We start from the raw sequence: 18,484 nt of genomic DNA on the forward strand, positions 1-18,484 counted from the left end.
CCCGGCTCAGCAACTCCAAGTATTTGGTTTAATTTAAATTAAACCCGGATTAAGGCTAGTGATCCGTCAGCTTCGGAGGCCGATACTCTATCCAGCTGAACTACGGCGCATTACGATGAGCAGAGATACTTGGTGTAGGCCGCACCGTCCATCGACTCGCGAGAAATATCCACCCGGCAGGATCGGCAGGATCATTATTCGCCGGCCGTCAATCGCCAGCGTCACGGCGCAAAAGGGCCAGGCTTCGTGGCTGGAGCGCGTACTGCGGGGCGTCGATGTGCGTGTCCTCAAGGCAGGCGGGATCATCGGTGTCGACAACGCGCCGCCACGGCCCGTCCGGCAGGATGAAATCGATACGCTCGTCCTCGCCGTTGACCAGCAGCAGCCACCCTGAGCCGTCCTGTTCATAGGGCGCGAGCAGCATGCCGAGGAACCGATTGCTCGCATTTTCCCATTGTTCGGGTTGTTTCGGCCGGCCGTGGCGGTTCAGCCAGGTGACGTCCTTTTCCCCGTTGCCGTTACGCTCGCCTTTCAGCCAGGCCACGCGGCGCAGCCCAGGATATGCGCGCCGCAGGGCGATCAGCCGGCGGGCGAAGGCGAGAAGCGTGGCGTCCGCGGCCGCCCAGTCGATCCAGGTGGTTTCGTTGTCCTGGTTGTAGGCGTTGTTGTTGCCGCCCTGGCTGTCCCCCATTTCGTCGCCGGCCAGCAGCATCGGCACGCCGAGCGAGAGCAGCGTGGTCGCCAGCAGATTGCACCGGGCCCGCAGGCGCGCGGCGTTGATCGCCGGGTCTTCGGTTTCGCCCTCGACGCCAAGGTTGACGCTAATTTCGTTGTCGCTGCCGTCGGTGTTGTCGTGGCCGTTGGCTTCATTGTGCTTGTCGGCGTAGGCGACCATATCGTGCAGCGTAAAGCCGTCGTGCGTGGTCACGGCATTGACGGACGCCTGCGGCGCCCGGCCGTCGTGCGCGAACAGATCGCTGGAACCGGCCAGCCGCGAAGCCAACGCGGCGGCGGATGGATCGTCGTGCAGCCAGAACGCGCGCACATCGTCGCGGAAGCGATCGTTCCATTCGCTCCAGCCCGGCGGGAAAGCGCCGACTTGATAGCCGCCGAGCCCCACGTCCCAGGGCTCGGCGATCAGTTTGGTGCGGGCCAGCACCGGATCCTGGCGCACCGCATCCAAAAACGGGGCGCGGCCGTCGAAGCCTTGGCCGGTACGCGCCAGACAGGTCGCCAGATCGAAGCGGAAGCCGTCCACGTGCATGACATCGACCCAGTAACGCAGCGAATCCATGATCAGGGCCAGCACGTTCGGCTGCGAGGCGTCGAGCGTATTGCCGCAGCCGCTGTGGTTCAGATAATGACGCGGATCGTCGGGCTGCAGATGATAGTAGGCGGCGTTGTCTAGACCGCGAAACGATAGCGTCGGGCCGAATTCGTCGCCCTCGGCGGTATGGTTGTAAACCACATCGAGGATGACTTCGATCCCCGCGGCGTGCAGCGCCTTGACCATGCCCTTGAATTCGGCCGGCCCGTCGTCGAGGCTATAGCGCGCCATCGGCGCGAAGAAGCCGATCGAATTGTAGCCCCAGTAGTTGCGCCGGCCCTCGGCGGCTAGGTTGGGTTCGTCCAGGAACGCGTGCACCGGCAACAATTCCACCGCGGTCACGCCCAGATCCACCAAATAATCGATGACCGCCGGCTGGGCCAACCCGGCGTAGGTGCCGCGCAGGTGCTCGGGCACGTCGGGATGACGCGCGGTGAAACCCTTGACGTGCATCTCGTAGATCACGCTTTCGGCGAGCGGGATCAACGGCGGCCGGTCATCCTCCCAATTGAAATACTCGTCCACGACCCGGCACTTGGGCATGAACGCGGCGTTGTCGTGGCTATCGAAGGTATCGGCACCCCCGGCCGCACCCAGGGTGTAGCCATAGTGGGTATCGTGCCATTCGAACGCGCCGGCGTAGTCGCGCGCGTAAGGATCCAGCAACAACTTGTGCGGGTTGAAACGATGTCCCTGGTCCGGCGCGTAGGCGCCGTGTACGCGATAGCCGTACAGCAGACCCGCCCCGGCGTCGGGCAGCCAACCGTGCCAGACCTGATCGGTGAGTCCGGGCAGCGGTAGGCGGGCGATCTCGCGGTGATCGTCGGGATCGAACAAACACAACTCGACGCCGCTCGCATGCGCGGAAAACACCGCAAAGTTGACGCCGCCGTCGATCGGATAGGCCCCGAGCGGCCAGGCCCGGCCGGTTTCCAGTGTAAATGAGGCATCCGACATGCGTTCAGCGGCTTCCAGGGTTCGCATTTTCGCCCAATACGGATAAAGCCGCACATTATAAGTCAAAGGCCATGGATAGCCATGAACAGCCATAGACGGCCATGAACGGCATACCGCTGCCAGCCGGTATACTTGTCCTATTCGTTTGACAAATCACGGCCCGACACGGCCGGAGGGCAAATGGCCGCACGGCAGACAGACTGGTGGCGCGGCGCGGTGATCTATCAGATCTATCCGCGCAGCTTTCTCGACACCAACGGCGACGGGGTCGGCGATCTGGCCGGCGCGGCCGACAAGCTCGACTATATCGCCGCGCTCGGCGTCGACGCCGTTTGGCTGTCGCCGTTTTTCCGTTCGCCGATGGCCGACTTCGGCTACGACGTCTCCGACTATCGCGACGTCGATCCGCTGTTCGGCAGCCTGGACGACTTCGACCGCCTGGTCGAACGCGCCCATGCGCTGGGGCTCAGGGTGATCATCGATCAGGTGCTCTCGCATACCTCGGACGCCCACCCCTGGTTCACCGAAAGCCGCGCGGACCGCGTCAATCCGAAGGCCGACTGGTACGTCTGGGCCGACCCCGAACCCGACGGTTCGCCGCCCAACAACTGGCTGTCGGTGTTCGGCGGCTCGGCCTGGGCCTGGGATTCGCGCCGCCGGCAGTACTATCTGCACAACTTTCTCGCCAGCCAGCCGGACCTGAATTATCACCACCCCGAAGTCAGCGCCCAGATTCTCGACGATATCGCGTTCTGGCTGGAACGCGGCGTCGACGGCTTCCGGCTGGACACCGTCAACTTCTATTTTCACGACGTACAACTTCGGAACAACCCGGCCAGCGACGACCCGGCCGCGTATGACGCCACCAACCCCTACGCCATGCAGCGCCACGTCTACGATAAGACGCGGCCGGAAAACATCGGCTTTCTGAAACGCCTGCGGACGCTGATCGACGGCTACGACGACCGCGCGCTGATGGGCGAGGTCGGCGAAGTCGGCGCCGACACCGCGCTGGCGGTGATGGCCGAATACACCGGCGGCGGCGACAAGCTGCATATGGCCTACACGTTCGATCTGCTGTCCGGCGACGGCGGCGCGGCCTATATCCGCGACACGGTCCAAGCCCTGGAAGCGCGGATCAAGGACGGCTGGCCGGCCTGGGCGATGAGCAATCACGATGTCATGCGCGTGGCCACCCGCTGGGGCGGCGACGACCCGGACCGGGAATGGATCAAAGCCACGCTCGCCGCCCTGCTATGCCTGCGCGGCAGCATTTGCATCTATCAGGGCGAGGAACTCGGCCTGCCCGAGGCCGAGGTGCCCTACGAGCGCCTGCAGGACCCCTACGGCATCAACTTCTGGCCCGAGTTCAAGGGCCGCGACGGCGCGCGCACGCCGATGCCGTGGCGGGCCGACGCCGCGCACGCCGGTTTTTCCGGCGCCGAGCCGTGGCTGCCCGTGGACCCCCGGCATATGGGCCGCGCGGTGAACGTGCAAGACGCCGACCCGCGGTCCGTGCTCGCCTTCTGTCGCCGGTTTCTGGCCTGGAGGCAGACCCAGCCGGCGCTGCGCGACGGCACGATTGCCTTCGAGGCCACCGGCGACGACGTGCTGTGTTTCTGGCGCGAGACCGAGGCGCAACGCCTGCTGGTCGCGATCAACCTGAGCGGCGCGCAGGCCCGGATCGACACCGCCGGCTGGCCGCCGCTCACGCCGGTTGCCGAGGCGGAGGCCGCGCGCCAGGACGACACCGCGCTGATCCTGCCGCCGTTCGCTCGGTTCTTCGCCACCGCCGGGCCACCGCCGGGCCGCGCTGAGCCGGCTCGCCGGCCGGTACGACCTATTGCCATGTCATGAATCGCGGTTTCGTAGGCTAGGATCGAATCAGACTTGGTACCCGCTCCGATCGCGCGGCGCGATCGCGGCGCGGCCGATTGCGTCAGCGAGAGTGACGACGCCATGGAACACGATCCGAACCTGTCCCAACAACTGACCCGCCAATCGATGGCGCTGGTGCTTGCCGGCGGCCGCGGCAGCCGGCTCAAGCAGCTCACCGACCGGCGCGCCAAGCCGGCGGTATACTTCGGCGGCAAATACCGGATCATCGATTTCGCGCTGTCGAACTGCCTGAATTCGGGTATCCGGCGCATCGGCGTGGTCACCCAGTACAAGTCGCACAGCCTGCTTCGGCACCTGCAACACGGCTGGAATTTCCTGCGCGCCGAGATCAACGAATTCGTGGACCTGCTGCCGGCCCAGCAGCGCGTCGACGAATCCTCCTGGTATCGCGGCACCGCGGACGCGGTATATCAGAACCTGGATATTCTGCGCGGCCATCGCGCCAAGTACATTGTCGTGCTGGCCGGCGACCATATCTACAAAATGGACTATTCGCGGCTGTTGGCCGATCACGCGGAGTCGGGCGCCGAATGCACGGTCGGCTGTATCGAGGCGCCGCTGGCCGACGCGACCGGGTTCGGCGTGATGGCGGTGGACGGCGATTATCGCATCACCGATTTCGTGGAAAAACCGGCCGAGCCGCCGTCGATGCCGGGCAAGCCCGACCGGGCGCTGGCCAGCATGGGCATTTACGTATTCAACGCCGAGTTTCTGTACGAGGAACTGGCGCGCGATATCGCCGATCCGGCCTCGGAGCACGATTTCGGCAAGAACGTGATCCCGCGCGCGGTGGCCGACGGCGAAGCCCACGCGCATCCGTTTTCCCGTTCCTGCGTCGGTCAGGGCGCGGAGCAGGAATCATACTGGCGCGACGTCGGCACCATCGACGCCTATTGGGCCGCCAATCTGGATCTCACCGAAATCACGCCGGCGCTCAATCTCTACGACCGCAGTTGGCCGATCTGGACCTATCAGCAACAACTGCCCTCGGCCAAGTTCGTGCTCAACGAATCCATCACCCACTCGACGTTCGCCGGCGGCTGCATCGTCACCGGCTCGACCCTGCGCAGCTCGGTGCTGTTCTCCGAGGTCGTGGTCGATACCGACAGCAAGCTCAATGAAGCGGTGCTCCTGCCGGGCGTGCACATCGGCAAGGGCGCGCGCCTGAAGCGCGTCGTGGTCGACCGCGGCTGTCGTATTCCGCCGGGCCTGATCGTGGGCGAGGACGAGGCCGAGGATAGCGCCCGCTTCGAACGTACGGCCGCGGGCGTCACCCTGATCACCCGCCCGATGCTGGCCGCGCTGTGCGAGGCCGAGGGCAGGTTTAGCGTTCCGTAACGCGCTATGCAGTACGATTTCGGCGCTTTTTCGCGCCATGCGGCGCTACGGCGCCTCGCCCGGCACAAAAAATCACTATAGTTATGTTAATAACTTACGTTACAGAACACTAACCCCAGATGCGGGTTCTCTACGTCGCCAGCGAAATCTATCCCTGGGTCAAGACCGGCGGGTTGGCCGATGTCACCGCGTCGCTGCCACCCGCGCTCGCGCGCGCCGGCGTCGACGTCCGGCTGTTTTTGCCCGGCCTGCCGGCGATCGTCGACAGCCTGCAACAAGCGCGGACCGCGGCCGAACTGGGCGCGGCGTTCGGCGCCCCCAAGGTTCGGGTGCTGGCCGGCCGTCTGCCCGGCTGCCCGGCGCCGGCCTATGTACTCGACGCGCCGGTGCTGTACGACCGTCCCGGCAATCCGTACGTCGACGAGCGCGGCCGCGACTATGCCGACAATCATCGCCGCTTCGCGCTGCTCGGTTGGGCCGCGGCGCACTTTTTCGACGGCCGCTGGCGGGCCGACGTACTGCACGCCCACGACTGGCACGCGGGCCTGGCGCCGGCTTGGCTGGCCACCTTCGGCGGGCCACGTCCGGCCAGCGTATTCACGATTCATAATCTAGCTTTTCAAGGGCTGGTGCCGGCGGACCAGGCGCCCGAACTCGGCCTGCCGGGGCGGTTCTTCGATATCGACGGCATCGAGTTTCACGGCCAGGCCAGTTTCATGAAGGCCGGGCTGTATTTCGCCGACCGGCTGACCACGGTCAGCCCCACCTATGCCCGCGAGATTCAGTCCGCGCCGGCCGGCATGGGCTTGGAAGGGCTGCTTTCGGGGCGCGCGGACGATCTCGATGGCATCGTCAACGGCGTGGACACCGAGGTCTGGAATCCGGCCGCCGACGCGCATCTGCCGTTTGCCTATACCGCGGCCGATCCGGCGCCCAAGGTCGACAACAAGGCCGCGCTACAGGCCGAACTGGGCCTGGCGATCGAACCAACGGCGCCGCTGTTCTGCTTGGTCAGTCGGCTGACCGAGCAAAAAGGTCTGGATTTGATCGCGGCCGCCCTGCCCGCGATCGTCGCGGCCGGCGGCCAATTCGCGCTGCTGGGCAGCGGCGACGGTGCGCTGGAAGCCGCCCTGCGGCGCGAGGCCGAAGCCTACCCGGCCCGGGTCTCGGTCACGCTCGGCTACGACGAGGCGCTGTCGCACCGTCTGATCGGGGCCGCCGATTTGATTGCCGTCCCTTCGCGCTACGAGCCCTGCGGTCTAACCCAGCTCTACGGCTTGCGCTACGGCACGCTGCCGGTGGTCACGCCGGTCGGCGGGCTGGCCGATACCGTAATCGACAGCAACCGCCGAACGCTGGCCGACGGCAGCGCCACCGGCTTCGTGGTGCCCCAGCTTTCCGCACAAGCGACCATCCAGACCGTGGAACGCGCGATGGCGACCTACCGCCGCGTCCGGGACTGGGACAAAATCCGCGGCAACGCCATGGCCGCGGATTTCGGCTGGGACCGCTCGGCGGCGCGCTACGCCGCGCTCTACGCGGCATTGGCGCCGGCCGCGGATTCAAGGACTACATCGTGAGCGACCAACCGAACATGCCCGACTCCGCCGGCGACGCGCGCGGCCACGAGCCGGCGCCGCACACGCTGATCGACAAGCTGGCGCAGGAGACCGCCACGCCGCCCGAGAGCGCGACCGGCGGCGCCTGGACCCGGGCGCTGTCGAGCGCCGTGCGCGACGGACTTGCCGGGCGCTGGATCGATACCGAGCGGCGCCACGCCCAGGCCGGCGTCAAGCGCGCCTGTTACCTGTCGCTTGAGTTCTTGCCGGGCCGCATCCTCGCCAACGCGATGCTGGCCGCCGGCGATTACGATGCCTGGGCGCGCGCCTGCGAAGACCTGGGCCTGGATATCGACACCCTGGCCGAGCACGAACACGCCCCGGCGCTCGGCAACGGCGGACTGGGCCGGCTGGCGGCCTGCCTGATGGACTCGCTGGCCACGCACGACCTGCCGGCCATCGCCTACGGCATCCGCTACCGCTACGGCATGTTCGCCCAGCGCATCCGCGACGGCTGGCAGATCGAAACACCCGAAGATTGGGCAGAGAACGGCTGCCCGTGGGAGTTTTTCCGGCCGGAGATCGCTTATTCAATCAGCTTCGGCGGCCGGATCGAAGACCACGGCCACGGCCCGCGCTGGATCGCGGCCGAGCGCGTGACGGCGATCGCCTGCGACCATCCGGTGCCGGGGCACGCCACGGACACCGTGCTCACGCTGCGCTTATGGTCGCCCCGGCCGGCCGAGCCCTTCGACCTGGCGGCGTTCAACCGCGGCGAACACCGGCGCGCGCTCGAGTCGGCCGACCGCGCCGAGGACATCGGCCGTATCCTGTATCCGGACGACAGCAACGATGCCGGCCGCGAACTGCGGCTGCGCCAGGAATATTTCTTCGTCAGCGCCTCGCTACAGGACATCCTGCGGCGCCACCTGGAAACCGCGGACGGCGACTTGACCGGGCTGGCCGACGCCGTCGCCATCCACCTCAACGACACCCACCCGGCGATCGCGGTCGCCGAGCTGATGCGCCTGCTGGTGGACGAGCACGAACTCGACTGGGACCGCGCCTGGGCACTCTCCACCGGCGTGTTCTCCTATACCAATCACACGCTGATGCCGGAAGCGCTGGAAAGCTGGCCGGTGGCGCTGCTCGGCGCTTTGCTGCCGCGGCACCTGGAGATCATCCTCGAAATCAACGCGCGGTTTCTCGATTGGGTGCGCGCGCAACAGCCGGATGACGCCGACCTCGCGCGCCGCGTGTCGCTGATCGACGAGGCCGGCGGGCGCCGGGTCCGTATGGCGCATCTGGCGGTGGTGGCCAGCCACCGCGTCAACGGCGTGTCGGCGCTGCACGGACGGCTGCTGGCCGAACACGTGTTCGCCGATTTCGCGCGCCTGTTTCCCGAGCGCTTCACGTATGTGACCAACGGCGTGACGCCGCGGCGCTGGCTCGCCCAGGCCAATCCGGGGCTGGCCGAACTGCTGGATGCGCGCATCGGGCGCGCCTGGCGCGACGATCTGGGCCGGCTGGCCGACCTGGCGCCGCTGGCCGATGATGCCGGTTTCCGGCGTGAATTCGCCGCCGTCAAACGCGCCAACAAGGCGCGGCTGGCGGCGCATATCGCCGATCGGACCGGGATCACCGTCGACCCGGATTCGCTGTTCGATGTCCAGATCAAGCGCATCCATGAATACAAGCGCCAACTGCTCAACGTGCTCGGCGTGATCACGCGCTATGCGCACATGGTGGCCGATCCGGAGGCCGACTGGGTGCCCCGCACGGTGATCTTCGCCGGCAAGGCCGCCTCGTCCTACGATGCCGCCAAGCGCATCATCAAGCTCATCCACGACGTGGCCGCGATCGTCAACGGCGATCCCCGCGTCGCCGGGCGGCTCAAGGTGGTGTTCATCCCCGATTACGGCGTGCGCGAAGCCGAATTGATCGTGCCCGCCGCCGATCTCTCCGAGCAGATTTCGACCGCCGGCACGGAAGCCTCGGGCACCGGCAACATGAAGCTGGCGATGAACGGCGCGCTGACGCTGGGCACCGAGGACGGCGCGAATATCGAAATCCGCGAGCGCGTCGGCCAAGACCATATCTTCATCTTCGGCCACGATGCGGGCCGGATCGCGGCGCTGCGCGCGGGTGAGGACGACCCACGGGCCCGGGTCGACGCCGACCCCGAGCTGGCCGACGCGCTGCACCGGATCGCTTCCGGATTCTTTTCCCCGGATGAACCGGAGCGCTTTGCGCCGCTGGTCGAAGCGCTGGTCGCACACGGCGACCACTACAAGCTGCTGGCCGATTACCGCGCCTATCTGGACGCCCAGGACAGCATCGATGCGCATTACCGCGACCGCCCGGCGTGGCTGGCCAGCGCGGTGATCAACGTCGCCGGCATGGGCGATTTTTCCAGCGACCGCATGGCCGCCCAATACGCCGACGAAATCTGGCGTATCGCGCCGGTGCGCGACGGCCAGCCGGCCGAGAAACGGACCGAAAAACGGACCGAAAAACGGACCAGAGCCGCGCTATGACCACAAAACCGACGCTGAACCGCGAACATATCCGCGCGCTGGTCGCCGCGCGCCACGGCGACCCGTTTTCGGTGCTGGGCCCGCAATCCTATCGCGCCGGCGAAACGATCCTGCGGGCCCTGCTGCCGGAAGCCGAGCACGTCGCCGCCGTCGACCCCGAAACCGGGGCCACGCTGGCCGAGCTGGCGCGGATTCACGACGACGGCCTGTTCGAGGGCGTACTGGCCGATGCCGGCGCGAATCCACGCTACCGGCTGCGCGTAACCTGGGGCGGCCATACCGTCGATATCGACGACCCGTATCGATTCGCGCCGATCATCGGCGATTACGATCTGTGGCTGCTGGCCGAGGGCACCCACCACCGGCCGTTCGAATGTCTGGGCGCGCATCCGACCGCGATCGACGCTGTGGCCGGGGTGCGCTTCGCGGTGTGGGCGCCGGGCGCGCGCCGGGTCAGCGTGGTCGGCGACTTCAACCACTGGGACGGCCGCCGGCATCCGATGCGTTTGCGCCACGGCGCCGGCGTCTGGGAACTGTTCGTGCCGGGCGTCGCCATCGGAGCGCTGTATCAGTACGAAATCGTCGGGGCGGGCGGCGAACTGCTGCCGCTCAAGGCCGATCCCTACGGTTTTGCCGCCGAACTGCGCCCGGCGCGGGCATCGGTGGTCGCCGAACTGCCGCCGCCAGCGCCGCCACTGTCCGCCGACCGCCGAGCGGCCAACGCGCGCGAGGCGCCGATCACGGTCTACGAGGTACATCTCGGCTCCTGGGCGCGCTCCAATCAGGGCGCGGACCAATATCTCACCTATGCCGAGATCGCCGAGCGGCTCGTGCCCTATGTCCGCGACCTGGGATTCACCCACGTCGAACTGCTGCCGGTCTCCGAGTACCCGTTCGACGGTTCCTGGGGCTATCAACCGGTCGGCCTGTATGCGCCGACTAGCCGCTTCGGCACGCCGGCGGACTTCCGCGCCCTGATCGAGGCCTGCCACGACGCCGGCCTGGGCGTAATCCTGGACTGGGTGCCCGCCCACTTCCCGGCCGACGCCCACGGCCTGGCCCGCTTCGACGGTACGCATCTGTACGAACACGCCGATCCGCGCCAGGGCTTCCACCGCGACTGGAATACGCTGATCTTCAATTACGGCCGCAACGAAGTCTGCAACTATCTAATCGGTAATGCCTTATATTGGCTGGAACGGTTCGGCGTCGACGGTCTACGGGTGGATGCGGTCGCCTCCATGCTGTATCTCGACTACAGCCGCGAGGCCGACGACTGGGTGCCCAACATCCACGGCGGCAACGAGAATCTGGAAGCCATCTCTTTCCTGCGCGAGCTCAATCATATAGTCGGCACCGAGCGCCCGGGCGCGATCATGATCGCCGAGGAATCCACGGCCTGGCCGGGCGTCACCCGCCCGCCGCACGACGGCGGCCTGGGTTTCCACTACAAGTGGAATCTCGGCTGGATGAACGATTCGCTGGAATACATGCGGCGCGACCCGGCGCACCGCGGCCATCACCAGAACGAGATCACCTTCAGCCTGGTCTATGCCTTCGACGAAAACTTCATTCTGCCGCTGTCGCACGACGAAGTGGTCCACGGCAAGGGCTCGATCCTGGCCCGCATGCCCGGCGACGACTGGCAGCGCTTCGCCAACCTGCGCGCCTATTACGGCTTCATGTTCACCCACCCCGGCAAGAAACTGCTGTTCATGGGCGACGAATTCGCCCAGCCGGACGAATGGAATCACACCCGCGGTCTGGACTGGGCGGCCGCCGAAACGCCGCCGCACGGCGCCGTGCGTGCGCTGGTGGCCGAACTCAACGCCTGCTACCGCGATACCCCGGCTCTGCACGGCGCCGACTGCGCGCATGACGGCTTTCGCTGGATCGACCACAGCGATCATGCCCAAAGCGTATTCGCCTTCGTCCGGCAAACGCGCGCGGCGGACGATGTCGCGGTCTGCGTATTCAACTTCACGCCGGTGGTCCGCCACGGCTACCGCATCGGCGTGCCGGCCGCCGCCGGCTACCGGGAAACGCTCAACACCGACGCCCAACGCTTCGGCGGCAGCGGCGTGGCCAACGAGGCCCCGATCGCGACAATCGAACAAGCCGCCCACGGCTTCGAACAATCGATCGCCCTGACCCTGCCGCCGCTGGCCGCGCTGATTCTCCAGCCGGTCTGACCGGCGCCCGGCGGGTAGGGAAAGCACTACCTGTTTTCGAACACGATCGCCGCGGATAGCCGTCTCATTAAGATCCAAATAAGAAAAGCCACGCATGTTGGCCCTGCAACAGGGCGAAACACGCCCGACGACGACGAATACACGTCGCCCCCCCTAACAGGAGAAGACCATGCGTAAAGAATTGATTCTCGGCCTCGCCATCGCGCTCGGCAGCACCACCGCATTCGCCGGCACGGACTCGAACTCGAGCAACACCGACAACTCGGGCTCGAACTCGAACTCGAACGTCGCCGCCAATTTCGACAGTTTTGACGCCAACGACGACAACAAGATCAGCACGGACGAGTTCTATAGCTCGGCCGCCGATATCGGCACCTATAGCGATTGGGACACCAATGACGACGGGCTGGTCGAGGAAAACGAGTTCAACGACCTCGGCTACGACTGGGACTACAACGCCTGGGATGCCGATTCCAATGGCTATCTGGATTCCGGCGAGTTCTATGACGGCGTATTCGATGCCTACGACGCCAACGACGACGGCTACTGGGACCAGAACGACTGGGACGATGCCGGCGACGCCGGTTGGTTCGACGTCTAAAGCCCTACGCCGGCGCTTATAACGCGCCCGGTTACCAAAGCGCGAGGCGGCCCGGCCCGTCTCGCGCTTTTTTCAATCCATACGACCGCGAGAAATCATCCATGCGTCCTGTTCTCTTTTTCGACCTCGACGGCACGCTGAGCGACACCCACGGGCTTGCACGCGCGACTTGGCTGGAAGTGCTCAGGCCCCACGGCATCGATGTCGATTTCCGGTTTTATAAAGACAACGTGCGCGGTCGCGACAAAGACGACGTGGTCGCCCGCCTGCTACCCGATCTGGATGCCGACGCGCGCCGTCACCTGTGCGAAATCGAGGCCAACAGCTATCGCGAGCGAACGCGGCGCGCCGCACCGCTTCCCGGGCTGACCCGGTTCATGGTCGCTGGGGGCGAGCTGGGATGGCGCATGGCGCTCGTAACCAACGCGCCCGAAGCCGATGCGCGCGCCTCGCTGGCACCGCTCGGGCTAACCGACGCATTCGAAACCATGACGTTTGCCGACGAAGCCAGCGCGCTCAAACCCGATCCCGAGCTTTATCGGCTCACACTGGAAAAGTTAAACGTTAATCCGGAACACGGTGTCGCTTTCGAGGACTCGCCGCGAGGCGTTACCGCCGGCGTGGATGCCGGACTAACCGTAATCGGGCTGGTCACCACGCACCATCCGGCCGAGCTACGCGACGCCGGAGCCGCGCTCGTCGTCGGCGACTTCGCCGACCCGGTGTTGTACGACGTATTGGATGACCTCGGTACGCTCGAGCGCTGTCCCTGAAATAACAAGCACTTTGGTGTGGAGTCTGCCGCTCTTGGGACGCCAGGCTGCTTTCAGCGCTTTTTCTCGTTCCGGAGTAACGTCCGCTTTCGTTCCACGCCCCATCGGTAGCCGGATAAGTCGCCGTCGGTGCGCACGACGCGGTGACAGGGGATGGCCAGCGCGAGCGTGTTGGCTGCGCACGCGCCGGCTACCGCCCGTGCCGCTTTGGGCGAGCCGATGCGCGCCGCAATATCGGCGTAAGTGGCGGTTTCACCGCAAGGTATCTGCCGGAGCGCCTGCCAGACACGCTGCTGGAAAACCGTGCCCCGAATATCCAGCGGCAGATCGAGACCCGTGCCGGGCGCCTGCACGAAACCGACGACGCGCGCGACGTAGCGCTCGAACACCCGGTCGCCGCCGAGCAGCTCGGCGTTGGCAAACCGATCCTGGAGTTCGCCGACCAGGCGCTTCGGATCGTCACCCAGACTGATCGCACAAATACCGCGCTCGGTACCGGCCACCAGGATAGCGCCAAGCCTGGCCTCGCCGATGGCAAAGCGTATGGAACAGCCGGCGCCGCGATCGCGGAACGATTTGGGCGTCATGCCCAGCGTGTCCCGGGCGCCGGCGTAGAAATGACCGCTCGAATTAAAGCCGGCATCGAACAGGGCGTCGGTCATACGCCCGCCTTCAGCCAGCCGTGCCCGAACCTTGTTGTCCCGCTCGGCGCTCGCGTATTGATGCGGGGTCAATCCGGTCATGCGTTTAAACAGGCGATGAAAATGGTACGGGCTGACACCGGCCCGGCTCGCCAGGTCGGCCAGCCGGGGCGGCTTCTCGCTCATCCCGATCATCCGGCATGCCCGCGCAACGCGGGCCCGATCTCGTTCGGCGGGCGAGGCACGGCCCGGGGCACATCGCTTGCACGCCCGATAGCCGGCGAGCTCCGCCTGTGCGCCAGTATCGAAGAACACCATATTCTCGGGCCGCGGACGCCTGGAAGCACAGCTTGGCCGGCAATAGACGCCCGTCGTTTTGACCGCATAGAAAAAATCGCCGTCGGCATCCGGGTCGTTGCTCACGACTGCCTGCCAGCGGCTCCGGTCGAATGGGGCTTTGGACATGACGATCGATCTCGGCGAATCAAATTCCGAGTTCACAAGATATCGCGGCGTCGCGAATTTCGCGCTCCGAAACTTGCGCTTTAATTCGTGGCATCAGTCTACGCCGCGTCGTCATGAGCCGGGGCACGATTGTCGGTCCGGCCTCCGTGAGGCCCCTCGCGACCAGTAGGTCGGATTAGCCGAAGGCGTAATCCGACAGAACGAAACACCGAGCCTTGAAACGGCGGCGAGCTCCGCCTCGTCGTGACGCCGGGCACGGCTGTCGGCTTACGGCCTGCGGCCTGCGGCCTAAGCCGACCTACGCGAAACCGATCGAGAATCAGCTGATACAAAGCCGACCCCGAAGCCTCGATTTTCCAAGCCAGGCTCCGGTTTCGAAGAGCGCGGCCGGGTTTGCGCGGGCCCGGGCGGGCAATCAGCCGCCGGCCCCCAGCATCGCCCGCAGCTCGGCGACCCGGTCGCGGCTTTGTTCGGCGTTGGCCGCCTTGCCGCGCGTACCGGTCGCGCTCGGCCATTCGAGTTCGTCGGCCGGCAGTTCGTCGAAAAATCGGCTGGGCAGGCTGTCGGTTTGTTCGCCGGCGCGCCGACGCTTGCGGGCATAAGTCAGCGCCAGGCTCTTGCGCGCACGGGTGATGCCGACATAAAGCAGGCGCCGCTCTTCCTCGATCTTGTCGTCCTCGAGGCAGGCGTGGTGCGGCAGCAGGCCCTCCTCCAGACCGGCCAGGAACACGTGATCGAACTCCAGGCCCTTGGCCGCGTGCAGCGTGAGCAGGTGGACTTGGTTTTCGACGTCTTTTTCCGACTGATTGGCGAAGTCCATCAGCGACAAGCGCCGGACCACATCGTCCAGCGTGACCGGCTTGCCGTTCTCGGCATTGCCCAGACGGTCCAGCCAGCCGATGAATTCATCCAGGTTCTCGATGCGCTTGCGCGCCGCCCGGGTGTTGGCCGAGGTCTCACGCAGCCAGTTGCGATAATCGATATCGACGATCAACCGGTCGATCAATTCCCGCGGCGTCATGCCCTCGGAGTCCCAGGCCAGATTCCGCGTCCAGTCGACGAAATCGGCCAGGCGCCGGCCCGAGCGCTCGCCCACGCCGCCGGCCAGGCCGATGCCGCGGGCCGCGTCGAACAGGCTGATATGGCGCGAACCGGCATAGCGGCCCAGCGCCTCCAGCGTGGCCGGGCCGATCTCGCGCCGCGGCAGGTTGACGATGCGCAAAAAAGCGGCATCGTCATCGGGATTGACCATCAATTTGAGATAGGTCACCAGATCCCGGATTTCGCTGCGCTCGAAAAATGAGCGCCCGCCGGAGACGCGGTAGGGGATATCGCGCTCGCGCAGTGCTTTTTCGAAGGCGCGCGACTGAAAATTGCCGCGATAAAGCACGGCGTAGGCACCAAAGGCGTTGCCGGCGCGCAGTTTATGCGAAGCGATCTCGCTGGCGATGCGTTCGGCCTCGCCGGCCTCGTCGGGCCCGGCGAGCACGCGTACGCGATCCCCCGGGCCCATCGCGCTCCACAGATTCTTTTCATAGGCGCGCTGGCTCGAGGCGCCGATCAGCCGGTTGGCCGCCGACAGCACATTGCCGACCGAGCGATAATTCTGTTCGAGCTTGATGACCTTGAGATGCGGAAAATCGCGCGCCAGATCGGCGATGTTGCCGGGTCGGGCGCCGCGCCAGGCATAGATAGACTGATCATCGTCGCCGACCACGGTGAACGCGGCGCGCGCGCCGGCCAGTAGGCGCATCAATTCGTACTGGGCGGCGTTGGTGTCCTGATACTCGTCGACCAGCAGATAGCGAAAGCGATTCTGCCAGCGCTCGCGCGCGCCGTGGTCGGTCGATAGAAGCTGTACCGGCAGCGTCAACAGATCGTCGAAATCGACCGCGTTATAAGCTTTCAGGCGGCGCTGGTACTCGCCGTACGCCCGCGCCAGCGGGAGTTGGTTGCCGGTGGCCTGCGCCAGCGCGGCCTCGGGATCGATCAGCGCCGATTTCCATGTGCTGACGGCCGCTTTCGTGGCTTTGCGCTGATCGGCGTCGCGGCCCACGAGATCGGCCAGCACCTTTTCGGTGTCCTCGGCATCGAAGATCGAAAACCGCGGTTTGTAGCCGAGTACCGCGTGCTCCTCGCGGATTATCTGCAAGCCGAGGCTATGAAACGTGCTCACCGTGAGCCCGCGGGCCGCGTCGGCCGAGATGAGCTTGGACGCGCGCTGTTTCATCTCGCGCGCGGCCTTGTTGGTGAACGTCACCGCGACCACCCGGCGCGCCTCGTAGCCGCGCGCGATCAGATGCGCGATCTTGCGCGTGATCACGCCGGTCTTGCCCGAGCCGGCGCCGGCCAGAACGAGCAACGGGCCGTCGAGATACCGCATCGCGGCATCCTGCTGGGGGTTGAGCTTGGGTTGCGCCATGGTCGCGCGATTTTAGCAGCCGATGCCGCGCGGGTGGCGCCTGTGCGTTGCTAGGTCAACAGCAATCCGGGCGGCTAACCGCGATCGAGTTGGCGATAACCGATGGCCTCGGCGATGTCCGGCTCCTCGATCCGGCCGTGGCCGGCCAGATCGGCGATGGTGCGCGCCACCCGCAGAATACGGTGATAGCCGCGCGCGGACAGCCCAAGCCGGTCGATCGCGCGTTCGATCAGGCGCGCCGCCTCGGTGCCGGGCGTACAGTGTCGGTCGACTTCGCCGGGCGCGAGCGCGGCGTTGGCGCCGCCGCTGCGCTCGACGGCGCGCCGCCTTGCACCAATAACGCGCGCTTGCACCACGGACGAGCATTCCGCGTCGGGTTCGGGTGCCATCAGCACTTTTTTGGTGATCGGCGCCACATTGAGATGCATATCGATACGATCGAGCAGCGGCCCGGATATTCGCGAGCGATAGCGCTCGATCCGCTCGGGCGTGCAATGGCAGCGCCCCGATGCATCGCCCTGATAACCGCAGGGACACGGGTTCATCGCGGCCGTGAACTGGAACGCCGCCGGAAACTCGGCCTGACGCGCGGCCCGCGAAATCACGATATGGCCGGATTCAAGCGGCTCGCGCAGCACTTCGAGCACACGGCGATCGAACTCGGGCAACTCGTCGAGAAACAGCACGCCGCGATGCGCCCGCGTGATCTCGCCGGGGCGCGGCGTGGGTCCGCCGCCGACCAGGGCCACGCCGGAAGCCGTATGATGCGGCGCCCGGAACGGGCGCGCGCCCCACAGCGCCGGGTCGAAGCCGCCGCCGGAGATCGACGCGATCGCCGCGACTTCCAGCGCCTCGTCGCGCGTCAACGGCGGCAGCAGGCCGACCAGACGCGAGGCCAACATGGTCTTGCCCGCGCCCGGCGGGCCGATCATCAGCAGCGAATGGCCGCCGGCCGCCGCGATTTCCAGGGCGCGCTTGGCCTGCGGCTGGCCGCGCACCTCGGCCAGGTCGGGCACGGCGGCGGCGTTTTTGGCCGGCTCGGGGCTCGGCGTCCGCCACTGCGTCTCGCCGCCGGCCAGAGTGGTGGCGACATCGGCCAGATGGCTCGCGGTTCGCGCCGTATCGTCACCGGCCAGCGCGGCCTCGCCGCCGTTGTCGGCCGGCAGCACGAGGCGTCGCCCGGCAGCGGCGGCCGCGAGCGTGGCCGGCAGCGCGCCGCGTACGCCGCGTAGCGCGCCCGACAATGACAGCTCGCCCAGAAATTCGTGGCCGGACAACGCGTCGGCGGGAATTTGACCGGAGGCCGCCAGGATGCCGAGCGCGATGGCGAGGTCGAAGCGCCCGCCCTCCTTCGGCAGATCGGCTGGGGCGAGATTGACCGTGATCCGCCGCGTGGGAAATTGGTAGCCGCTGTTGGTGATCGCGGCGCGCACGCGGTCCTTGGACTCCTTGACCTCGGTTTCCGGCAGCCCGACGATCGCAAGCTGAGGCAGGCCGCCGGCCAGATCCACCTCCACCGCGACCGGCGGCGCGATCAAGCCGGTCTGCGCCCGGCTGTACACGGTGGCCAGCGCCACGGATCAGGCGGCCAGGCCGTCGCGATTGGCGGCCAAGAGCCTGTTCATGGCCCTCACGACGCCGCGCCGACGGCTATTTTTTCGCAAGGCAAGGCGCAGCGAGCGCGGTGTAGCCCAGCTACATAAGCGAGCTGCAACGCAGAATTGCGGAAAAATAGCCGCCGGCCCTTCGGGTTGCAGTCCAAAATCGCGCCAT

Annotated in this window: 12 protein-coding genes; 7 read left to right on the top strand and 5 right to left on the bottom strand. The window is 66.4% G+C overall.

Annotated elements, in window-relative coordinates; translation table 11 throughout:
- Window positions 1-208: 208 nt before the first annotated feature.
- Window positions 209-2,284: a glycogen debranching protein GlgX gene (gene glgX / locus VFJ08_RS10520; protein WP_324997160.1), complete on the bottom strand. Its 2,076-nt coding sequence runs from the start codon at window positions 2,282-2,284 to the stop codon at window positions 209-211.
- Between the two features lie 180 nt (window positions 2,285-2,464).
- Between glgX and VFJ08_RS10525 the strand changes: the two genes are divergently transcribed.
- The 7 genes from VFJ08_RS10525 to VFJ08_RS10555 all read left to right on the top strand — a co-directional run bounded on the left by VFJ08_RS10525 (window position 2,465) and on the right by VFJ08_RS10555 (window position 13,183).
- A complete protein-coding gene (locus VFJ08_RS10525) occupies window positions 2,465-4,141 on the top strand; it encodes an alpha-glucosidase (protein ID WP_324997161.1) in 1,677 nt (558 codons plus the stop codon).
- A gap of 102 nt (window positions 4,142-4,243) precedes the next feature.
- Complete coding sequence (gene glgC / locus VFJ08_RS10530) at window positions 4,244-5,521, top strand: glucose-1-phosphate adenylyltransferase (RefSeq protein WP_324997162.1); 1,278 nt, start codon at window positions 4,244-4,246, stop codon at window positions 5,519-5,521.
- A gap of 119 nt (window positions 5,522-5,640) precedes the next feature.
- Window positions 5,641-7,101: a glycogen synthase GlgA gene (glgA, locus tag VFJ08_RS10535; RefSeq protein ID WP_324997163.1), complete on the top strand. Its 1,461-nt coding sequence runs from the start codon at window positions 5,641-5,643 to the stop codon at window positions 7,099-7,101.
- Window positions 7,098-9,617, top strand: coding sequence for a glycogen/starch/alpha-glucan phosphorylase (locus VFJ08_RS10540; RefSeq protein WP_324997164.1), 2,520 nt, complete (start codon window positions 7,098-7,100; stop codon window positions 9,615-9,617). The genes glgA and VFJ08_RS10540 overlap by 4 nt, the downstream gene beginning before the upstream one ends.
- Entirely contained in the window at window positions 9,614-11,809 is a 2,196-nt protein-coding gene (gene glgB, locus VFJ08_RS10545) for a 1,4-alpha-glucan branching protein GlgB (RefSeq protein WP_324997165.1), read from the top strand. The genes VFJ08_RS10540 and glgB overlap by 4 nt, the downstream gene beginning before the upstream one ends.
- Window positions 11,810-11,978: 169 nt before the next feature.
- Window positions 11,979-12,410, top strand: coding sequence for a hypothetical protein (locus VFJ08_RS10550; protein WP_324997166.1), 432 nt, complete (start codon window positions 11,979-11,981; stop codon window positions 12,408-12,410).
- 101 nt (window positions 12,411-12,511) lie between these two features.
- The gene (locus VFJ08_RS10555; RefSeq protein ID WP_324997167.1) at window positions 12,512-13,183 is read left to right on the top strand and encodes an HAD family phosphatase; all 672 of its coding nucleotides are present in this window, start codon (window positions 12,512-12,514) and stop codon (window positions 13,181-13,183) included.
- A 53-nt stretch (window positions 13,184-13,236) separates the two neighbouring features.
- On the opposite strand, the gene ada is transcribed toward VFJ08_RS10555, so the two are convergent.
- The 4 genes from ada to VFJ08_RS10575 all read right to left on the bottom strand — a co-directional run.
- On the bottom strand, window positions 13,237-14,289 hold the full coding sequence (gene ada / locus VFJ08_RS10560; RefSeq protein WP_324997168.1) for a bifunctional DNA-binding transcriptional regulator/O6-methylguanine-DNA methyltransferase Ada: 1,053 nt from the start codon (window positions 14,287-14,289) through the stop codon (window positions 13,237-13,239).
- 415 nt (window positions 14,290-14,704) lie between these two features.
- Window positions 14,705-16,711, bottom strand: coding sequence for a UvrD-helicase domain-containing protein (locus tag VFJ08_RS10565; RefSeq protein ID WP_324997169.1), 2,007 nt, complete (start codon window positions 16,709-16,711; stop codon window positions 14,705-14,707).
- 74 nt (window positions 16,712-16,785) lie between these two features.
- Window positions 16,786-18,288, bottom strand: coding sequence for a YifB family Mg chelatase-like AAA ATPase (locus VFJ08_RS10570; protein WP_324997170.1), 1,503 nt, complete (start codon window positions 18,286-18,288; stop codon window positions 16,786-16,788).
- A gap of 3 nt (window positions 18,289-18,291) precedes the next feature.
- Window positions 18,292-18,484, bottom strand: a 193-nt coding sequence (locus tag VFJ08_RS10575; RefSeq protein ID WP_324997171.1) for a hypothetical protein, incomplete at its 5' end; no start/stop codon positions are given.

The organism is Salinisphaera sp. (assembly GCF_035690525.1).
Classification (GTDB): Bacteria; Pseudomonadota; Gammaproteobacteria; order Nevskiales; family Salinisphaeraceae; genus Salinisphaera.

What these genes read in the sequence shown, in the direction of transcription:
- glgX (WP_324997160.1), bottom strand. Translation starts at nt 2,284, where the DNA reads ATGTCGGATGCCTCATTTACACTGGAAACCGGCCGGGCCTGGCCGCTC.
- VFJ08_RS10525 (WP_324997161.1), top strand. Translation starts at nt 2,465, where the DNA reads ATGGCCGCACGGCAGACAGACTGGTGGCGCGGCGCGGTGATCTATCAG.
- glgC (WP_324997162.1), top strand. Translation starts at nt 4,244, where the DNA reads ATGGAACACGATCCGAACCTGTCCCAACAACTGACCCGCCAATCGATG.
- glgA (WP_324997163.1), top strand. Translation starts at nt 5,641, where the DNA reads ATGCGGGTTCTCTACGTCGCCAGCGAAATCTATCCCTGGGTCAAGACC.
- glgB (WP_324997165.1), top strand. Translation starts at nt 9,614, where the DNA reads ATGACCACAAAACCGACGCTGAACCGCGAACATATCCGCGCGCTGGTC.
- VFJ08_RS10550 (WP_324997166.1), top strand. Translation starts at nt 11,979, where the DNA reads ATGCGTAAAGAATTGATTCTCGGCCTCGCCATCGCGCTCGGCAGCACC.
- VFJ08_RS10555 (WP_324997167.1), top strand. Translation starts at nt 12,512, where the DNA reads ATGCGTCCTGTTCTCTTTTTCGACCTCGACGGCACGCTGAGCGACACC.
- ada (WP_324997168.1), bottom strand. Translation starts at nt 14,289, where the DNA reads ATGTCCAAAGCCCCATTCGACCGGAGCCGCTGGCAGGCAGTCGTGAGC.
- VFJ08_RS10565 (WP_324997169.1), bottom strand. Translation starts at nt 16,711, where the DNA reads ATGGCGCAACCCAAGCTCAACCCCCAGCAGGATGCCGCGATGCGGTAT.